Source organism: Pseudomonas sp. PDM31, from assembly GCF_019218965.1.
Taxonomy (GTDB): domain Bacteria; phylum Pseudomonadota; class Gammaproteobacteria; order Pseudomonadales; family Pseudomonadaceae; genus Aquipseudomonas.
Genome location: NZ_JAHUWS010000003.1, coordinates 44,040 through 63,762 on the forward strand (window position 1 = coordinate 44,040; position 19,723 = coordinate 63,762).

General features: G+C 53.6%; 19 protein-coding genes. 12 read left to right on the plus strand and 7 right to left on the minus strand.

Annotated features, from left to right (window positions below):
* Window positions 1–21: 21 nt before the first annotated feature.
* The 7 genes from tssH to KW839_RS06710 all read right to left on the minus strand — a co-directional run bounded on the left by tssH (window position 22) and on the right by KW839_RS06710 (window position 8,842).
* Window positions 22–2,613, minus strand: coding sequence for a type VI secretion system ATPase TssH (gene tssH, locus KW839_RS06680; protein ID WP_218423784.1), 2,592 nt, complete (start codon window positions 2,611–2,613; stop codon window positions 22–24).
* Entirely contained in the window at window positions 2,610–3,671 is a 1,062-nt protein-coding gene (tssG, locus tag KW839_RS06685) for a type VI secretion system baseplate subunit TssG (protein WP_218423785.1), read from the minus strand. Before tssG ends, tssH begins: the two co-directional genes overlap by 4 nt.
* Complete coding sequence (gene tssF / locus KW839_RS06690; protein ID WP_218423786.1) at window positions 3,635–5,467, minus strand: type VI secretion system baseplate subunit TssF; 1,833 nt, start codon at window positions 5,465–5,467, stop codon at window positions 3,635–3,637. The genes tssG and tssF overlap by 37 nt, the downstream gene beginning before the upstream one ends.
* The gene (gene tssE, locus KW839_RS06695) at window positions 5,467–5,949 is read right to left on the minus strand and encodes a type VI secretion system baseplate subunit TssE (RefSeq protein ID WP_218423787.1); all 483 of its coding nucleotides are present in this window, start codon (window positions 5,947–5,949) and stop codon (window positions 5,467–5,469) included. Before tssE ends, tssF begins: the two co-directional genes overlap by 1 nt.
* Window positions 5,950–5,974: 25 nt before the next feature.
* Complete coding sequence (gene tssC, locus KW839_RS06700; protein ID WP_218423788.1) at window positions 5,975–7,477, minus strand: type VI secretion system contractile sheath large subunit; 1,503 nt, start codon at window positions 7,475–7,477, stop codon at window positions 5,975–5,977.
* Between the two features lie 10 nt (window positions 7,478–7,487).
* Window positions 7,488–8,021 (minus strand): type VI secretion system contractile sheath small subunit, encoded by a 534-nt coding sequence (gene tssB, locus KW839_RS06705; protein ID WP_218423789.1) that lies wholly within the window; start codon window positions 8,019–8,021, stop codon window positions 7,488–7,490.
* A 68-nt stretch (window positions 8,022–8,089) separates the two neighbouring features.
* Window positions 8,090–8,842: a hypothetical protein gene (locus KW839_RS06710; RefSeq protein ID WP_218423790.1), complete on the minus strand. Its 753-nt coding sequence runs from the start codon at window positions 8,840–8,842 to the stop codon at window positions 8,090–8,092.
* A 641-nt stretch (window positions 8,843–9,483) separates the two neighbouring features.
* Here KW839_RS06710 and KW839_RS06715 point away from each other — a divergent pair.
* The 12 genes from KW839_RS06715 to KW839_RS06770 all read left to right on the plus strand — a co-directional run bounded on the left by KW839_RS06715 (window position 9,484) and on the right by KW839_RS06770 (window position 19,669).
* A complete protein-coding gene (locus tag KW839_RS06715; RefSeq protein ID WP_218423791.1) occupies window positions 9,484–9,813 on the plus strand; it encodes a hypothetical protein in 330 nt (109 codons plus the stop codon).
* A gap of 211 nt (window positions 9,814–10,024) precedes the next feature.
* The gene (locus KW839_RS06720) at window positions 10,025–11,056 is read left to right on the plus strand and encodes a hypothetical protein (protein ID WP_218423792.1); all 1,032 of its coding nucleotides are present in this window, start codon (window positions 10,025–10,027) and stop codon (window positions 11,054–11,056) included.
* Window positions 11,057–11,065: 9 nt separating this feature from the next.
* A complete protein-coding gene (locus tag KW839_RS06725; protein WP_218423793.1) occupies window positions 11,066–11,776 on the plus strand; it encodes a hypothetical protein in 711 nt (236 codons plus the stop codon).
* Between the two features lie 49 nt (window positions 11,777–11,825).
* Window positions 11,826–12,548: a hypothetical protein gene (locus KW839_RS06730; RefSeq protein WP_218423794.1), complete on the plus strand. Its 723-nt coding sequence runs from the start codon at window positions 11,826–11,828 to the stop codon at window positions 12,546–12,548.
* 31 nt (window positions 12,549–12,579) lie between these two features.
* Complete coding sequence (locus KW839_RS06735; RefSeq protein WP_218423795.1) at window positions 12,580–13,305, plus strand: hypothetical protein; 726 nt, start codon at window positions 12,580–12,582, stop codon at window positions 13,303–13,305.
* Between the two features lie 21 nt (window positions 13,306–13,326).
* A complete protein-coding gene (locus KW839_RS06740; RefSeq protein ID WP_218423796.1) occupies window positions 13,327–14,031 on the plus strand; it encodes a hypothetical protein in 705 nt (234 codons plus the stop codon).
* Between the two features lie 75 nt (window positions 14,032–14,106).
* Window positions 14,107–15,942, plus strand: a complete 1,836-nt coding sequence (locus KW839_RS06745; protein WP_218423797.1) for a type VI secretion system tip protein VgrG — start codon at window positions 14,107–14,109, stop codon at window positions 15,940–15,942.
* A 23-nt stretch (window positions 15,943–15,965) separates the two neighbouring features.
* Window positions 15,966–16,562 (plus strand): DcrB-related protein, encoded by a 597-nt coding sequence (locus tag KW839_RS06750; protein ID WP_056724000.1) that lies wholly within the window; start codon window positions 15,966–15,968, stop codon window positions 16,560–16,562.
* Window positions 16,559–17,692 carry a PAAR domain-containing protein gene (locus KW839_RS06755; protein ID WP_256352550.1) on the plus strand — a complete coding sequence of 378 codons (1,134 nt, stop codon included), beginning with the start codon at window positions 16,559–16,561 and terminating at the stop codon, window positions 17,690–17,692. Before KW839_RS06750 ends, KW839_RS06755 begins: the two co-directional genes overlap by 4 nt.
* Before the next feature lie 10 nt (window positions 17,693–17,702).
* On the plus strand, window positions 17,703–18,125 hold the full coding sequence (locus tag KW839_RS06760) for a hypothetical protein (RefSeq protein WP_218423798.1): 423 nt from the start codon (window positions 17,703–17,705) through the stop codon (window positions 18,123–18,125).
* Between the two features lie 170 nt (window positions 18,126–18,295).
* The gene (locus KW839_RS06765; protein ID WP_218423799.1) at window positions 18,296–18,877 is read left to right on the plus strand and encodes an Imm5 family immunity protein; all 582 of its coding nucleotides are present in this window, start codon (window positions 18,296–18,298) and stop codon (window positions 18,875–18,877) included.
* Window positions 18,878–18,955: 78 nt separating this feature from the next.
* The gene (locus KW839_RS06770; protein WP_256352576.1) at window positions 18,956–19,669 is read left to right on the plus strand and encodes an SMI1/KNR4 family protein; all 714 of its coding nucleotides are present in this window, start codon (window positions 18,956–18,958) and stop codon (window positions 19,667–19,669) included.
* The last annotated feature ends 54 nt before the right edge of the window (window positions 19,670–19,723 follow it).

Consider the following 19,723-nt stretch of genomic DNA (forward strand, 5'->3'; position numbering starts at 1 on the left):
CCACTACCTGTAGATGCCCGATCAGTGCAGGCGATAGGCGAAATCGCCGTCGCTGCCCAACTCGATGTTCAAACTCTGAATCGGTTTGTCCTGCGCCATGCGCTCCAGTACCCGTTGCGCCAGTTCCGGCATCAGGGTCTGGGACAAGATGTTGTCGATGTTGCGCGCGCCGCTGTCCACCTCGGTGCAGCGCGAGGCAATGGCCTTGATCAGCGCCTCGTCATAGTTGAGGACAGCCTGATGATTGCGCTCGAAACGCTGGCGAATGCGCGCAAGCTTGAGCGCGACGATGCGCTCCAGGATCGCGTCCTTGACCGGGTAATACGGGACGATGGTCAGGCGGCCGAGGAAAGCGGGTTTGAACACCTGGTTCAACTCGTCGCGCAGCCCTTCGACGATTTCTTCCGGCGTCGGTTGCGGCTGTGCATTGAGGCACCACTGCATGATGCGCTCGGTCCCGGTGTTGGACGTGAGGATGATCACGGTATTGCGGAAGTTGATCTCGCGACCTTCGCCGTCATCCAGCACGCCTTTGTCGAACACCTGGAAAAACAGTTCGAGCACGTCCGGGTGGGCCTTTTCCACTTCATCGAGCAGCACCACGCTGTACGGCTTGCGTCGCACCGCTTCGGTCAGCACGCCGCCCTCGCCATAGCCGACGTAACCCGGCGGCGAACCCTTGAGGCTGGAAACGGTGTGGGCTTCCTGGTACTCGGACATGTTGATGGTGATGAGGTTACGCTCGCCGCCATACAGGGTGTCGGCCAGTGCCAGGGCGGTTTCGGTCTTGCCGACGCCGCTCGGGCCGAGCAACAGGAACACGCCGATGGGTTTGTTCGGGTCTTCCATGCGGGCGCGGGAAATCTTGATGCGCTTGCCGATTTCGTGGAGTGCGTGGTCCTGGCCGAGTACCCGTTCGCCCAGCAGGGCCGGCAGGCGCTGCACGGTGTCGATTTCGTCGCGCAGCATCTTGCCCAGCGGGATGCCGGTCCAGCCGGAGATCACTTCGCCGATGGTGCCGCCATCCACCAAGGCATGCACCAGCGGTTGTTCACCCTGGACGCTGGCCAGTTCGGCGCGCACCGCGGCCATCTCCCGGGCATCCGCTGGCTGATTCTCGGGGTGACTGAGTGCGCCGAGTTGCTCCACCAGTTGCAGCTCGCGTTGCCACTGTTGTTCGAGGGCATCGCGGGTCTGCTGTTCGCTCAGCAGCTCGGTATCGAGGGTGGCCAGGCGTCGGGCATGGTCGCTGCCTTTGGCGGCTTCCTGCTGCAATACCGAGATTTCCGCCTGCAGGTTGTCGATCTGGCGCTTGCAGTCTTCCAGCGGCCCCGGCTGGGCCGATTGGCCCAGGGCGACCCGGGCGCAGGCGGTGTCCAGCACGCTGACGGCCTTGTCCGGCAGTTGGCGCCCGGTGATGTAGCGATTGGACAGGCGCACGGCCTGCACCAGCGCCTCGTCCATCACCGTGACCTTGTGATGTTCCTGCATCTTGGCCAGCAGGCCGCGCAGCATGTGGATCGCCTTGTCTTCGTCCGGCTCTTCGACTTTCACCACCTGGAAGCGGCGGGCGAGGGCGGCATCCTTCTCGAAGTACTTCTTGTATTCGGCCCAAGTGGTCGCCGCGATGGTGCGCAGTTCGCCGCGAGCCAGGGCTGGCTTGAGCAGGTTGGCGGCATCGTTCTGCCCGGCCTGGCCGCCCGAACCGATCAGGGTGTGCGCTTCGTCGATGAACAGAATGATTGGGTGCAGGCTGCGCTTGGTTTCTTCGATCACCGACTTGAGGCGGTTCTCGAATTCACCTTTCACACCGGCACCGGCCTGCAACAAGCCCAGGTCCAGGGTGTGGATGGCCACGCCCTTGAGCACTGACGGCACGTCACCCTGGATGATGCGCAGGGCCAGGCCTTCGACCACGGCGGTCTTGCCGACGCCGGCTTCACCGGTGAGGATCGGGTTGTTCTGGCGGCGGCGGGTGAGGATGTCGACCATCTGCCGCACCTCGAACTCGCGACCGAGCACCGGGTCGATCCGGCCTTCGCGTGCGCTTTGCGTGAGGTTGATGGTGTATTGGTCGAGGGCCGGGGTTTTGCCGTTGCCCTTGATCGTGCTGGCGATGTCGCTCGGCGATTTGGCCAGGGCCGATTCGGCGCTGCCTTCCACCAACGCATTGAGGTTCACGCGCAAATCGTCGGCGTTGATTTTCTCAAGCTCAGCCGCACCCGCGATCACCACCCGGCGCAGCTCATCGTCATCGAGCAAGGCTTGCAACAGATGGCCGGTGCGGATCTGCGTCTGGCCGAACTCGATGGAGGCCAGCACCCATGCCTGTTCGATCAGGCGGGTCAGGTGCGGCGACAGCGCCGGGGTGCGCGTATTGCCTTTCTTGAAGGTCCCCAGTGCCGTCACCAATTGCGCCTGCAAACGCTCAGGCACCACGTCGTAATGACGCAGGATGGCCGGCAGGTCGTTGTCATGGGCATCGAGTAACTGCAACAACAGGTGCTCGATTTCGACATCGTAGTGGTGTTCCGACAGGCACAGCGCAGCGGCGCTTTCGGTGGCGGTACGGCTGGTGTCGTTGAGCTTGGCGAACAGGGACTTCAGGTTCACAGGGAGACCCCATCAAAAGGAATGTGGTAGAGGGCGCAGCGGGAAGGTTCAACGTCGACGCCGGGTCGCTTGAGCCAGCCAAGCCGGCCCAGGGATACGTTGCCCAGACGGGCGACCGGTACGGCCTTGGGTTTGAGCTTGGGTGCCAACTGAAAGTCCAGTTCCGCACCCACATAGAAACGCACCAGTTCCACCAGTTTCTGGTAGTCCTCGGTGCCTGGCTGGAAGCGTTGATAGTCGGCCAGTGCCAGTGGGCCCAATTCGATGCGCACGCACGACTGGTAGTCCCAGACCCGGTTGCCGGCGACAGCGCTTTGCCCGAGCACGGCGTTCTTGCGCCCCAGCTGCGTGCACTGGCTGGCATCGAGTTTCAGCCAGCGACCGGCAAACGGCTTGACCTTGAACGGCAGCGAAAAATAGAAAGACAGCATCGCCTCCAGGTTCAACGCGTTGCGCGGCTTCTGCGCGAACAGGCCGCAGAAATAGCTGAACAATTCCCGGCGCAGGGGCGAGCCTTGTTTGTCGAATTTCTGCTTCTGCGCCTCGGGCCCGAAACCCACCAGGTTGAGCAGGTAGCAATCGAAATCCGAGCTGCCGTTGCGTTCGTACTCGATGTAGAACTTGTACTTTTGCCAGGCCTCGTAGAACAGCGTGGTCATGCGGTGCGAAAAAATGTCGAGGAACGCGTGGGCCGCGTCATCCCGGTACTGGATGTGCCGCTCGATCAACAGCTCGGTGTACGGGCGCGGCAACACACCCGACGGCCCGACCAACCCCATGAACGTGACTTGCACCTCGGACAGCGGCAGGCCCGCCACGGACACCCTGCCTTCACGCTCGAACTGCAAATCGCTGACTTCACTGGCCGGGAAGTTGAGCGACAGCTGCGAGCGAAAACGCAGAGGGTCTTCGTGGGGTCGGGTTTGCAGGTCCATGCGCCCGGTTCTGCTGTAATGCAGGCGAAGCAAGCGCACCAATTGGAAAAACTCGAATCGGTACGGCTCAGCCCTTGCCTGGTCGATCAGACCAGGGGTTGATCGCCGGTTCGCGGTGGCCATTGGACGACTCTCTTTTCGCGCTGCAAGGTGCGAAGGGTTAATTGGGTAAAGCTGTTCATGGAGCAGTACTGACCAAAGAAGTGATCGAGCACCATGCCGAACAAAAACACACCGCTGCCGGTGTATTGGCTTTCATCGAAGTTGAGGGTGATGCCGACGCCGCGCACGAAGTTCGGCCGCGGGTGACCGATGCGTGCAACCACTGGTGTGCTGCTCACCGAGACGATGCCGTTGATCTGTTTGCGGATCGCCGACACGTTGCGGTAGTTGTAGAGCGACAACAGTTCCAGCAGCACTTCGCGACCACGGGACACCAGCGACATGTGGTTGAGCGACAGGTGCGAAATCAGCCGCCAGATCACCCCGTTGCCCAAGGGCACGCGGGCGGTGGCGGTGGGCTTGCGCAGGCAGCGGATATCCTTGATAACCGTGTTGCCCTGAATACTGAATTCGCCACGCTCACCACCAAAAGGCAACTGCAGGGGCAGGTCACCGTTGCTGCAGGTCAGGCTGAGGCTCAAGGCATCGTTGTTGGCGTTCATCAGCCCAAGCTCGCGATCCACCACCCGGATGAACACGTTCGAGCCATCGCGCTGGCCGCTGTGTAGCGCACGGCGCCGGGCAATCCAGAAACTTTGCCCGGGACCCTGGTCGCCACGGGGTTCAAAAAATGGATGGCAGGTGCCGACCTGATCGATACCGTCGACTTTGCGCACGCGCTGCACACGATCGATCGACACCACTTCGCCCGAGCCTTGCAGGCGCAAAGGCGGCGTCACCGCGTACTCGTGCTGGGCGTGGGTCAACTTGATCGGCTCGGCCTGCTGGCGGAACAGGTTGATGATCGGCGCGCAGTTGAGCTTGAAGTTATTGCGCCCGATGTTTTGCGTCAGGCGCGCCAGGCGATCGTTCAGGTCGTAGTCGGAAAAGTAGAAGTTGACCTCGACTTTCTCGATCTCCTTGCCCGCCAGAATGCGAGCGAAGCCCGACAGGTCGAAGAACATGAACTTGTCCGGGAAGGTGAAGTACTCGTGCAGCAGGCGGTAGCCGAGGAACGAGCGCTCGGAGTAGTCCACAAGGCCTTCGTCCAGGCGGTAGCCGACGGCTTTCAAGGCGTCGGCCGGCAAGACGACTTCGCGGGTACGTCCCTGATCTTCGAAAGTCAGCGTGGCCTTGGCCAGGTTGTTGAACAGCAACTCGTACAGTTGCAGCATCAAGGTGCTTTCGCCGTCGAGGAAGAACCGCAGGCTGTCCAGTTCCAGCTTGCCGAACATCACGTCGGAGGTCGCCACCAGACCAATGCGCAAGCGTGCGACCAGATCAGCGCTGTGGCCGTTGAACGCCGAGCGTTCCATCTCGATGAACGAGGCCTGTTGCACCGCCACCGGCCACAGATCGACCGGGTAGCAGGTGCGGAATTTACACACCACGCCATCGATGGGGTTGGCACTGAGTTCGGTGTGCCGGGGCACATGGAATGCCTCGGTAACTTTTTCCTGCTTGTGTTGGTTGAACTCGACGATCGACATCGACGGGGTAGGGCGCAGGTAATGCGGGTACAGCACTTCGAGAAACGACTCGACGATTTCCGGCAGCTCGTCGTCGAGCTTTTTATGCACCCGCGCCGACAGGAACGAGAAGGCCTCGATCAAGCGCTCGGTATGCGGGTCTTCGCAGTTATCGCCCTCGATGAGCAACCGCGAAGCGATCTTCGGATACTGGCTGGCGAACTCCTGGCCCAAAAAGCGCAGGTGCGACAGTTCCTTTTCGTAATAGGGCAGCAGTTCGTCGAGCATCAGTTGAGGTTCTGCACTTTGTATTCCTGGGTATTGACCTGCAGCACCGCGTCGAACGAGACCTGACGGGTGACGTCTTGCAGGCGCAGGACCGCGTCTACGCGAAAGGTCAGCATGCGTTGGCCGGTCTGTTGGGCGAGCAGTTGCACCTTGACGCTGCGAAAGCGCCGGTCGCCGTCGGTGATTGCCTTCTCCAGTTGCCGCTGGATCAGCAGGCGATCCTCCGGATCAAGCACGCTGCGACTGGTGAAATCCGGCATGCCGTAGTCGAGGATGCTGCCGCTCAGATTGACGAAACCTTTCAGCTCGTTGGCGACCAGGGACTGGCGCGTATTGACCAGGATTTCCAGGTCGCGAACGATGCTGGCCTTGTAATCGGCCAGCGAACACAAGCGCTGCGATGACGCTTCGATGGATTGATGCGGACGATCGTCCAGCAATCGGTCCAGCAGTGATGGCAACAGCTTGTGTTGACGAGTCATATTGCCTCCCTGGCAATTTGGTCGGTCAGCCGCGGGTCGATTGCGGCAATTCGGCGACCAGACGCAACGAGGCGGTCAGTTCGTCCAGTTGATAATGCGGGCGCAGGTAGGTCACGGCCTTGTACACCCCCGGCTTGCCCGGCACCTCGAACACCTCGGCGCGGGCTTCGCGCAGCGGGAACTTGGCCTTGGCTTCCTGGCTCGCGGTGTCGTCCAGCAGCACATAGCTCGACAGCCACTTGTTGAGGAACAGCTCGACGTCCTTGCGCGAAGCGAAGCTGCCGATCTTGTCGCGCATGATCGCCTTCATGTAGTGGGCGATACGCGAGGTGGCGAAGATGTACTGCAACTGCGCGGAAAGCCGGGCGTTGGCGTTGGCGATGTCGGTGTTGTACTGCTTCTGCTTCTGCGCCGACTGGGTGCCGAAGAACGCGGCGTAGTCGGTGCCTTTGCAGTGCACCAGCGGAATGAAGCCGAGGTCCGACAGCTCTTTTTCGCGGCGGTCGGTGATGGCGATTTCGGTCGGGCACTTGAGGGCGACTTCACCGTCATCGGTCTTGAACGTGTGGGTCGGCAGACCTTCCACCAGGCCACCACCCTCGACACCACGAATCGCCACGCACCAGCCGTAGCGGGAGAACGCATCGGTGACCCGGGTGCCCAGCGCGTAGGCGGCGTTCATCCACAGGTACTTGTTGTGGTCGCGGCCATCGACGCTTTCGACGAAGTTGAATTCCTCGACCGGCGTGGTATCCGGGCCATAAGGCAGGCGCCCCAGCACGTGGGGCAGGGTCAGGCCGACATAACGCGAGTCTTCGCTGGTGCGGAACGACTTCCACTTGGCGTATTCGACGGTGTCGAAAATCTTCGCCAGGTCCCGCGGGCCAGACATGTCGGTAAACGAGTCCCAGCCGAACAGCTCAGGCGAGGCCGCCGAAATGAACGGCGCGTGGGCGGCCGCGGCGACGTGGGAAATCTCTTCGAGCAGGTACATGTCTTCCGGGCTGCGGTTGAACTCGTAGTCACCCAGCAGCATGCCGAACGGTGCACCGCCGAAGGTGCCGTATTCTTCTTCATAGATCTTCTTGAACAGCGCGCTCTGGTCAAATTCGGAGGCGGCCTTGAGGTCGCGCACCAGGTCTTTTTTCGAGGCGTTGAGCAGGTTAATCTTCAGTGTGGTGCTGGTCTCGGTCTGGTCGACCTGATACTTCAGGCCGCGCCAGGACGCTTCCAGCTGCTGGAACTCACCGGCGTGCATGATCTCGTTCATCTGCTCGGAGAGCATCGCGTCGATCTCGGCGATGCGCGCATCGAGCACGGCGATCAGGTCCTTGCTCGGCGTCATTTCGCCTTCCAGGATCTGGTTGACCAATTCACCGATCAGGTCGCGGGTGCGAGTGCGCTCGGTTTCGGAGCGGGCCACGCGGCTTTCGGAAATGATGCTGTCGAGCAACGAGGATTGCGCGGTGAAGTTTTCCACTTCCACCAGCGTGCTGTCCTGCTGAGTCACGGTTTCCTTGTCGTTCATCGTCAGGCTCCTACGCTTTGCCGTCAGTGGCAGGGACGGCGGCTTCGCGACCGAATTCCTGGCCCAGGGTTTTCAACTTCTCGGTGTTCTGCAACACGTCCATCAGCAGCTCTTCGAGCTTGTCGTTACCGCCCATCTTGTTGCGCAGATCCGCCAGCTTGTTGCGCACTTCCAGCAGCTTGCGCAGTGGTTCGACCTGCTTGACCACGTTCTGCGGTTCGAAGTCTTCGAGGGCGTTGAAGTTGAGCTCCACACCCAGCTGCGTACCGTTCTTGGCCAGGGTGTTGTCGACGCGGTAGGTCAGGCGTGGCTTGATGCCCTTGAGCACGCCGTTGAAGTTGTCGCGGTCGATGAAAATGAACTTGCGATCCTTGAGCTTCGGCAACGGCTCCAGCGGGTTACCGGAGAAATCGCCCAGCACACCGACGACAAAGGGCAGCTCTTTCTTTTCCTGAGCGTCACCGATATCCACGTCATAGGTGATATGGACCCGAGGCGCGCGAATGCGGTCGAGTTTGTGCTGGGTACTTTCCTTCTTCGCCATCGTGATCTCCTGTGCGAACAATTAGCTGCAAGTCGTTTGCGTGTCGGTTCAATGATTGGCCGAGCGCGTTACATTCCTTCGATCGTCAGCAGCAGGCGCTGACGAATTTCATCGTTCATTTCCATGATGTTTGCGTGCCCCACCAGCTCTTCGAAGCTGGTGTTGCCGGCGATCTGGGTGCTGCTGCGAATCACGGCCTCGTCGGGTAATTGCGAACGAACCGGCGAGCTGATGACGCAAAAGGGCAGGTCGCCGAAGTCTTTCAAACGTTCGAAACTGACCGGAAAACGCAAGCCTTCAAGCAAGCGGCCAAGGCCCGGTGACTTGCTCAGGCAGTAGAACAGCACCAGGTAATGCACCACGAAGCGGTACAGCTCGGCGCTGCTGCGATTGGGGTCTTTGATGACGGTGCGAAAACGCGCCAGGTCGAACGAACCGAACCCGACCACCCAGCGCACGGGGCTGGTGATGCGAATCGATTGGCCGCTTTGCGACAGTACCTTGTCGTACTCCAGCGCAAACAATTGCGGGGTGGTACTGAGCAGGTTGAGGGGCACTTCGAGTTCATTGACCAACTGGAACGGAGCGGCCGAGCCGATGCGGTCGAAGAGCTCCTTGAGCTCCTTGAAATGATGCTGGGTCTCGCGCCCGCTGCTGCGTTGCGCGCCCTGCAGGTATTCACCGAAAAACGTCTGGGGACGAATCAGCAAAGCCAGGGTCGCCAGGTAATCCGAGGCCTGCGCCTTGAGCGCGTCAGAAATGGCCCGGGTCTGGCTTCGCAGCTGGATCAATGCTTCAACATCGAAAAACGTTTGGGTCATTGCTACTTCGTCCTTGAGCACTCCGCGAGCGCTACCCGGATATACACGGGAATGCTTGCGGAGTGACTGATTTTCTCGCCTGAACACCTGTTCGCGAGTTGTAACTGCTGCGTGACATCAAAAAAAAATCACACTGCCAGCAATCACTGGAGTGTGGTGCTGGCAAATGGATATTGAGTTGCCAGCAACGTCGTGTATGGCAACACTTCGTACGAAAAAGTTCACTTGGTAGCGGATTTTTTCTTGTTTTTGTTACTTGCTGCAATGATGTCCGCTTGCCACTACTTGTAGGATGTGGTTGTGCGAAAGTTCCGAAGCCCAGTTAATTCAATGGTTTCGAGAGGGTTGTGGATACAATTTTTAATTGAAAATAATTTGTAAAAGGTGAATCGCTTCACCCAGTTCGGGTGGTTGTCGTTTGAGAAACGATTGCAGTGCAAGTGTCATATTATCCGGAAGACGGTGTTGATTTCGTGAGCAAAAATCCCTCGATGGAAAAAACCGGGTTGACATCGAGTCTCGCGTAGGTGTTTCCTTTCGCACGTATTCAGTCCCGGTCCATCAATCCAATATCTCGCGCCTAAGCGTGGTGGCTATGAAACACCAGAGTTGATCGGAGCCACAGTTAATTAGAGCCTCCTATGGATATCGAAGAACTGAAGGAAAAGAGCCTGAAGCTACGGACAGCCATCGATGCATTAAGGGCAAAAGATCCCGTTGCAGATAAACTGGATCTGGAACTGGCGCCACTGATGGATTTGGTCGAGCGCGGTCAAATCCGCAAACCTATGGAATGGCGTGATATCCCTGGGCGTTATCTGTTCACTGAGGAGGGGTTGCAGCAATACGCAGAGCTTGAGCATGCTTTTGCGGAGTTTCGAATTGAACTGACTGGAGGGGAATCTCCAGCGCTGCGTCGGCTGCGAGCTCAGATGGAAGGAAACAACAGCTGCAACTTTAAGCCTACATAAGCGAACTGAAGATATTATCGGGATACGCTGCCTGGCTTTTTAATATCGTCGTAATTTTTGAAGGGTAAGGTTACCTTATCCAGGAGTAAAACGGCGAGATGGGTTTATCAGCGTCGGTTAGTTGAATGCGACGTTCGTAAAAGGAAGCGGGGCTTTACACTGCAATATTTTCCTGCGGAGCTTTTCGAAGGGCGGGTATAGGAGAAGGAACATGGACGGAAGGTTTTTACCCTGCACAGTGGCGAACCCTCGTGGTACACGCCAACAAGCCGGTTTGATCGCTGGCGGTCAACTTTCATTTCCCAGCGAGATCGCCTCGAGGTCGTTCCCTGCGCCGCAGAATTTTGCCGGTTACTACGCGACGAGCGATTATAACGCGGCGATGTTTCTTGCCCATGAACTGGCTTCGCCCGAATTGGACATGTCGCCGAGTGAGGCGCAAGAGTCCTTGCAGTTACTGCGCTCGTTAATCAGGAACCTGGGGGCGGCAGCGAATGTTTCCGTTGAGGCGCTGAAACAACTGCAAAAAACCGTACAATCAATCCCAGAGATTGGGGATTTGATGTTTTCTCCGGCTAACTTGCCTGGGACCTTGGTAAGTGCCGGTACCAGCGCAGTTGCATTTTCCAAGTCTAAGTCGGTTGTGGACTTGCTGGATCTCTCTGCGGCCGACAAGAAAAAACTGATCAAGTGGGCTAATAGTCGTGGAGCAGCGAACTCGACCTCGGCTAGAAGAGCCTTCAAGGGCCGGATAAAACTGATTCGGGTTGCGGGGCAGTTGCATTTTGAAGTGCCGATTACGGCTCAGGCACAAAGTTACAAGGTGCTTGGGCAGGTTGGAGGGCAAGTGGCTCATCTTCCGGCTTATGGGACCAAGGGGGCACTTAATCAGCGGGCAATGCTTCACGCCGATGGTGCAACGGGTGGCCTAAAGTTTATGACGGGTAATACGATGGGGGTGGCGTTAGCCATTGGGCCTCAGGCGTATCTGGATTATTCAAGTTCGACAACGATGGGTGAGTTTTATAGAGCGTCTGCTTATAGTCAGCCGACTAATGTTGCCGCGTTTGCGGGCGGGGTCGTCGGGGGCGCAGTAGTTAGCGTGATATCAGTAGGTCTTGGATTAGGGGCCGCTCCTTTGGTCTTGATTGTAATTGCCGGTTGGCTAGCAGGAACAGGGGTGCAGGCCCTGATGGTTAAGACCGGTACCGATAAGCTAATAGGAAATCATTTAACAAGGTGAGGGTTTGTTATGGTTGATGTAGTCAATATGAAAAGAAGTGTTTGGTTGTTATTTTTTTCGATGGCTTTTTTTGGTCTTTTTGGGCCGTCTAATTTGAGTTATTACTGGTCAGTCTATTCGGTTTTTTTTATTTTTTCATTTGCTTGGGCTTTGTATTTGATCTACGGGTGTGAGCGATATGTAGTGTTCTTGGCAACGATGGTTTTTGTGGGGGTTGCCATATTTTTGTTTTTGGCTAGTAGTTTGGCATATGTGTCTGTTTCAGCTCTACCAAGTGGCGGGGGTGGGATTTCTATTGTTGCTGCCTTGACACCGATTGTATTGGTTTATGGTGTGTTTTACATAATTTTATGTACTAAGTCTACGCATTTTCCTTTTGAGTGTATAGGTAATAGGGTTACCAGTAAAAGGCGGGAGCGGAGTAAGGGGGGGTATAGCTTCGGAATGGTTGCGGGTGTATCGGTACTCATAGGTGGTATGTTTCTTAAGTCCGTTGATGCATTGACAAGTAGTGCGGTGTTGATTGTAGGTTGTACAGTTTTTTCAATAACTATTTTGATTTTGGCGCGACACAGCATTCGAGGTTTACGGACCCTCCGTACACAGGAACGATGCATGCCAGTACCATATACGTTTATGGAAATTGACGAAATACGTGAAGCTCGCGGGCGCTGGTGGGTTGGTAGGCTGTTTAATTGGATGGCTTCCTCACGTCGGTAGCCGGGATCCTGGTCGTCAAACGTCACTGTGAGATCAAATGGGAAGAAGAATGTTTGATGCCGATGCTCGTATGGTAAAAAAACTTCCTTGGCTTGTATTTTTTGCAATGACATTTGCTGGTGCTTTCAAAATTTCAGGCTTTCCGTATTACTGGTGTTTATATTTTGTATGTAGTTTGTGTATGCTGTTGGTTACTTTTTATTTGGCCTATATGTGTGAGAGATACACGAATTTTGTATTGATAACGCTTTGTGCTAGTAGTTATTCGTTGGTGTATCTTTTGTCGAGCTTGAGCTATTTGCTTTTGAAAAAAAATTTAGGGTTTGGCATGATAGAAGCAGTCATGGTAGGTATGGGGCCTATGCTTGTAATAGGTGCGGTGTTTATTCTGATATATTTTACGAAATCTTCTTTTTTACCTTTTGAAATAACTGGCCGTAGGGTTGCTGCTCGTGGTTTTAAGGTAAAGGAAAATGGTGGGCTTTTTGGGGTGTTTATAGGTATTACGACTTTGGCAGGTGGCTTTTTTATGAAGTCTGTTGGCTCATTTAATGGAGGGGTGGTTTCTATAGTGTTGGGGACTGTCATATGGGTGTTTTTGCTTGTTCGTCTCCGTCACATAATCCGTGGCATCCGTACTCTTCGCTTGCAAGAGCGTGGCATGCCAATCCCGTACACCTTCATGAGAATTGATGAGATTCGTGAAGCCCGTAGCCGGTGGTGGATGGGTAGATTGTTGAAATGGGTAGGCACCCTGCGTACGTCGGCGTGATGTGGGCGATAGGTTAACGAGTGAAGTTTTTATGATCGACTCGAAGATTATAAAAAAACAGATTTTTTTGACGTTTTTTATGGTTGCTTTTTTTGGCGCTTTTGGATCTTTTGATTTCAAGTATTTTTGGTGGTGTTATTTACTTTTTGTCGTTTTTTATTTTGGTTTTAGTTTGTATTTGATTTATTGTTGTGAGAGGTTTGTTGTATTTCTATCAACGGTATTTATAGCTGGGTTGACGGCTTTGCCTTATATTTCCGGTAATTTGGCGTACTTGATCGCTTCAGATTTATTTGGTAGGGGTGACTTCAGGTCTGTAGCCATTGGGATGGTACCGATTAGCATCGTATATCTGATGTTTCTGATGATCTTTTATAGCAAAGCATCGTTTTTTCCTTTCGATTGCGTAGGCAATAGGGTTGCAGTCCGTCCAAAAAAAGTTGTGAATACCAAGAGCTATAATGTCGGATTGATTTCCGGTGTGTCGACGCTCACAGGCAGTATGTTCCTGAAGTCGGTGAGTACAGAGATGGGCAGCATGGTTGCGATAGTGCTCTGCACAGGGGGATGTGTATTTATGGTGTTCTACTTACGCCACAGCATCCGCGGTCTGCGCACTCTCCGTATTCGGGAACGCAAAATGCCGACCCCCTATACCTTCATGCAAATCGATGAAATTCGCGAAGCCCGCAGTCGCTGGTGGCTGGGCCGGTTATTTAAATGGCTGGGTTCCTTGCGCCAGTCGCCCAGTGTTTAAGCTTCCCAGGCGGGATTGATTATGTTTTATATCGATTCACAGCGTTATTTTTGCAGGATTTTTGGGGCTTGGTTTCTATTCACCTTGCAAGCAATTTTGGCGGTCGGGGTTCAACCAGAAGCTCTATCTGTGCCCGCCATTCTCGCTGTGATTTGGTTGACATACTATTGTATAAACTGTGCCTATCGGACTGAGCAGTTTTCCAAGTACGCCAGCCTTAGGTTGTTTACCAATCTTGGAATTGCACCAGGCTTTGCATTTGTAGCATTGTTAGTGGTCCTTTCAAAGCAGTTGAAACTTGGCGTCGTTTGGTCAGTTTTACTCAGTTGCACCCCGTTAGCTGTATCGTTGATTGTTTATGTTATTTTGCGTATGCGACGCAGCAGATGTTGTATGCTGGTCGTAAAGGGGGTGAGGGTTGAGGGAGTTGCGGTTGCCTCTGGAAATCCCTGGATATCAGGTGCTCTGAGTATAGCTCTGGGGACCCTTATCTATCCGATGTTTAACGCTTTCGGGTCATCTGCGTCGTTACTTGTTTTTCTTTTTATCGTTATTTCATTTTTTATGCTGTTTTATCATCACGCCAGTATGCCTGCATTGAGAACGCTGAAAGGTCGAGAAAGGAGTGGCCAATTCAAATACACATTCATGAATATCGAAGAGATTCGTGAAATGCGAACCAGTGATTGGATCGGACGCTTCTTGGCACCCAATACTAATTTGTGATGTGATTTCGTAATTTTTCTCAGTTGGGCAGGTTGGAATAACGGTTGTCCGAACATTGATTTTCAGGAGTTATATATGACAATGGACCTTTCATCCTTGTTTGCCGCGCAGAACCGGCGGCTGTTCAAACTGACCATGCCGCTTAAAAGTGGCCAGGAACTGCTGCTTGAATCCTTCGTCGGACACGAGGGGCTATCGATGGAGTTCGGCTTCCAATTGGACCTGCTGTCCGACGATGCCAGCGTAAAACTTAAAAGTGCGATGGGGCAGTCGGCGACGATCGAAATCGAGTTGGCCACAGGTGAAAGTCGATACATCAACGGGCATGTATTGCGATTCGGCAGTAATGGCAGCAATGGGGGGATGTGCCGTTACTCGGCCTTGATCGGCTCCTGGCTCAGTTTGCTTGAACAGCGGTTCGACTCGCAGATTTTCCAGGATCAAACGGTCGAGCAAGTGATTACCAATGTGTTCAGTCGATATGAAGGATTGGCCAAGTTCGAGTTTCGCATCAATCGTACGCTCAAACCCCATAGCTATATCACTCAGTATCGAGAAAGTGATCGGCATTTTGTGATGCGCCTGCTTGAGCACGAAGGGCTGTTTTATTACTACGAGCACACCGCCGATAGCCATACTTTGATCATCATGGATGACTCAACCCAGCTGCCCGCGCTGCCAGAGCAACCGCAAGTACGTTTCCATACGGCGTCCGTTACTGAAACAGCGGACTCGATTACCCACTGGAACGCAGTGCGGGAGTTGCAGTCGAGCAAAATGGCGGTTCAGACCTTCGACTACCGCCAACCTCAAAACCGTCTTCCGGTCACCATGAAGAGTCTCAATCAGCAGGGCGATGTACCGGCCTACGAGATTTACGATTTCATGGGCCAATACACCCATGGAAACTACGACGACGGCGAAGTGCTGGTGCGCAATCGCATCGAAGCACTGGAACTCAAGGGCAAGGAGTTTTCCGGTGCGAGCAACTGCCGGGCGATGCGTCCCGGCTACACGTTTGAACTCACGCAGCATTACGAACACGATAATGGCTCGGTGGAAGATCGACAGTTTTTGCTAATGAGCATCCAGCACCGGGGCAGTAATAATTACCTGTCCGGTGGGCAGGCGGGTTATGCCAACGACTTTTTTTGCGTACGCAAGAAAATCACATTCCGGCCTCAACTGGATACGCTAAGACCCACCATTTCCGGCCCACAAACCGCCATCGTCGTCGGCCCACCCGGAGAGGAGATCTACACCGACGAACTCGGCCGGATAAAAGTGCAGTTCCACTGGGACCGCTACGGCGAGTTCAACGACAAGAGTTCCTGCTGGGTCCGCGTCGCGCAGTCCGGTGCCAGTGGCGGTTTCGGCAGTGTCTTGATCCCTCGCGTGGGCGATGAGGTGGTCGTGGCGTTCCTCGATGGTGATCCCGATCGCCCACTGGTCATGGGCAGCCTCTACAACAGCCAGAACATGCCACCGTGGTCGTTGCCAGCGAACAAGACCCAGAGCGGGTTCCTGACGCGGTCGATGAAGGGGAAGGGCAGCAATGCGAACTTTTTCCGCTTCGACGACAAGGCGGGTGCCGAGCAGATCATTGTCCATGCCGAGCGCAATATGGATACGGAAATCGAAGCTGACGAAACCCTTAAGGTTGGTGGAAGTCGCCAGATCAAGGTTGAAGGCAAGCACTCGGAAACAATCAAGCTGGAGACCAGCATTGCCGTAGAGGAGGGATCGTATTACGTGACCGTCGATAAAGGCGAAGTGAAGATCAAGGCTGCGACCTCCATCACTCTGGAAGTCGGCGCCAGCAAGCTAGTCATGAATAAGGACGGGACGATTACCCTGTCCGGCATCGTGGTTGATGTGGAAGGTAAAACCGTCATCAACCTGAACAAATAAGCTGACGGATAAGGGACTGCCGCATGCGAACCAGTATTTACGACCGAATCTCCGAGCAAAGGATTCGTGAGGAACAGCGACTCGAAGCAGAGCGCTTGGAGCAGGAGGCACTCGACGCACCACCTCCACCTCCCGAACGCTTTCAGACTAATGAGTTGAGTTTTGTTCGTCCTGCCCATCTCAAAGATAAAACATTCCATGTATTCACAATGACGGATATGGGACCCAGTCCTTTTTCGTTAGTCGTAGGGCGTTCGCCGATTGAGAGTGGTGCCGATCTTGAAACCATGGCTCAGCGCTTACTCGGCGAGTTGAAAAAATCTTTATCGCATGTTGAATGGATCGAGCCGCTTACTCCCGTTCAAGTGGCGGGGCTTGATGCGCGTCGAGTCGAGTTTCGCTGGCGACAACAGGGGCAACCAGTTCATCAATTGCAATTGATGTTTCTTCATCGCGATGAACATCAGCAAGAATTGCTCATGCAAATCACGGGCACCAGCAACAACCCCAAAGGCATGACGACTGAAGAGCGATGCCGCTTCGATGAGTTGATCGCCTCACTGGAATTGCGCTATCCGCCTGATAACGAGGTTGACGCTGAAGAGGCTTCGCAAGAATGAGCGAAGCAGCGGCACGCCTGGATGATCCAATTGAGCATTCCCGCGCGCTAAGTGGGCTACTGGGGGGGCTCGCCCTCGGCGCAGGTGCGGTGCTGATTGGTATCGCAATTGTAGGAACCGCGGGTTTTGGCGCAATCGCGCTGGGTGCCATGGTTGGAGCCGGTGCAGCAACGGGTGCCGGCATCGGCCAATTACTTGGAAGTCTTTCGTTTGCCACTCATGACGCAGGCCAGATCAACAGTGGTTCAGGAAATGTGTTTATCAATGGGAGGGCCGCCGCTAGGGCTCACGTCGATACTGCGGTGTGCACACAACATGGTTCAGCCCCTCAGATTTTGGCCCAAGGTAGCGACTCGGTATGTATCAACGGTCAGCCTGCTGCGCGTGTTGGAGATCGAACGGTATGTGACGGAAAAATCAGTGCAGGCTCCGCTAATGTATTCATCGGCGGGGGCACCGATACGACCGACCCGATAAATCCCGAAGTCCCGGAGTGGCTGGAGCGAGCAGTTCTCGTCGTCGGTTTGGCGAGTGCCTTCGTATTGGCAAGCCCGGTGGTCGTGGTTGCAGGGCTTGTTGGCGCTGTCGCAGGGGGATTGGCGGGAAATTGGGCTGGCGGGGAGTTGTTTGGTCAAGGGTCAGATGGACAGAAACTGATGGCCTTCGGTGGCGCTTTGTTAGGAGGAGGGCTAGGGGCTAAAGGTGGTAAGTGGTTCGATGCGCGGTATGAGATTAAGGTTCAGGGGGTTGGGTCGAATCTTGCGAATGTGAAGATTGTTCCTAAACAGTCTAAAGCTACCTTTGGTAAAGCGACATCAGATGATTACAAAGCAACTTTTTTCGAGGCCTACCCGAGTCAAAAAGGAAAGGTCGTTGTCCATCATGCGGTAGAGCAGCAAGTGATGAAGCGTTATCCAAACCTGGTTAAAAAAGAAGAAATGCACTCGCTGGAAAATTTGCGCGGTATTCCTAAAGAAAAAAACTCTGACTTGCATCTAAGTTATATTAGGAAGGAGTGGAATCGTTTTTATCGAGAAACACCCTCTCCTACGAAGCAGCAGCTATTGGACAAGGCCTCTCAAATTGATGATATGATAGGTAATCAATTCAACCCGCCGATTAGAGATTAATGGAGTTGCGATGTTTTATTATTTAGAGCCAGAAGTTGCTGGGGGGTTTGGTGAGGATGCTGTAGTAAATACTGCAAGCCATCCGCCTGTAGTGACAAGGTTAGAGTATAAGTTTGAAGGTTGGTTGGGTGATGAGGTTTTGGAAACTTTTCCGTGTTTTATTGTAACTGAGGCCGTGGCCTCAGAAATCACCAAGCTAAACCTTACAGGATTTTCTTTAGGTTCTGTAAAGGTTTCAAAGTCTGAAGAGTTTGATGAAATGGAGCCATTGACGGTTTTGCCAAAATTCTTGTGGCTGAAAGTTGAAGGTCAGGCTGGAGTGTCAGACTTTGGTGTTGCAACTGATCATAGGCTGGTCGTTTCCGATAAGGCTAAAAGTGCTTTGGAAAAACATCAGTTGCAGTATGCTGATTTTGAGAAATTCGTTGAATAGACTTAGTGTTCGCGGTAGCTAAAGGACTATCATGCATTTTGTCAGTGTCGGATGCGGCGTTGCATAGTTCGCTGCGCCGCTACGTTCAACTACTTTTTTTCAATGCTTAAAATTTCTGATGCCCGGATCTTCAAGCCTGATCGGACGGTTTATAAAACTCTGAGATTGGAATGAACAAAAAATCAGAAGTATTAGTTAAGCAGCTTATAGGTGAGGTTAAGAATTCGCCGTCAGGCGAACTGGTTCTACCTTTAAGAAAACTTTTGTGGAACACCATTACGGTTGATGAGCCTGACGAGGTGAAAAGGCTGATTCTTACCAGGCTTGATTATATTTGTGTAAATCATGGCGTAGCAATCTGGTCACATAAGTTTGGAAATTCTCAGAATTTAATCACGATTCTAACTGTAGCGCTTGATACCGTTGAGGGGAAGCTCTCTGAAGTGAAAGCCCTGAGTATTCGAGATGATTTCTATGTTGATGCAGTTGAAAATCAAGAATACGAACCTGACGAGTATCCAGCAATGTTCGTTGGTCATGCTGCTGCCAACACAGTTGCTACAGCAACAGCTGATTTTGTGTTTGATGCTTCCGATGATCGTGAAGATCGTGACCTCGATCCTGACGCATTCGAACCTAGCTTTTTAATGGCTTCTGCTTTCGCCGGGGGATTGGACGATAGTGGTGATTCTGAATTGCGGCGTAGATTTTGGGAGTGGTATTTGTCGAGTGCAATAAATCAGGTGATTTGAATTTTTATTGGTCTGGAACTTTTATGTTGTTTTTTTCGGTTGCGGAACTAGTGGTGGGGATGAATCTGAGTGTCGAAAATGATTGCATTGGAAAGCGTGGTGGAACAAGTTAAAACTTGTTTTTTCGATCGTGATGTGTATTTTTCACCGAATGAATTGCCCGCGGATGTGGTTGTTCCGACGGGGTGGAAAGAGTTTGGTGTCGTTTTTTCTGAGCAACCCAAGTTTCCCGCTGCATGGTATTCTTTTGCCGATAAAATGCCTTGGGTGTTGTCCTTGCTAGATACATGCTTGGTCGGCACGTTTGTCTTGGGTGGCGAGAAAGTTGAATTGTTATATGTCTTCCATGATGCTAGTGGTCTTTATTACTATGTCGGCGGGTTGCCACTAAGTAGCTGTCCATTGAAGTCAGATAAGATCAATCTGATTGCGGGTAGGTTGTCGGATTTCTATTTGCATGTACACAATGGCTTCACTTTTTTTCCCGCGCAATCAATGGGGCCTCAAAAGATCGAAGACTTTTCATGTGTGGCAGATTTAATTGATGAAGAAGAAACGAGCTTCGCAGCAAACTGGGTCACAATTTTTTCTAATGGGGGCGGGGATTATTTAGCTGTCGATATAAATAATCATGCGGATGATAAAGGTGTTATCTGGTGGCATGAACAACCCATGGAGCCGGAATTGGGTATAGATGTTTTTGAGGTGATGGATACGTGGATTTCTATATTTCTGGAAGATACACAATCACGAAGTGATGTATTGATAAAAGAATCTAAATTCAAAGCTTAAATTCGCCTGAAAAAATACTATGGCCTGCGACATCCAGATGAATTACTCCGACTA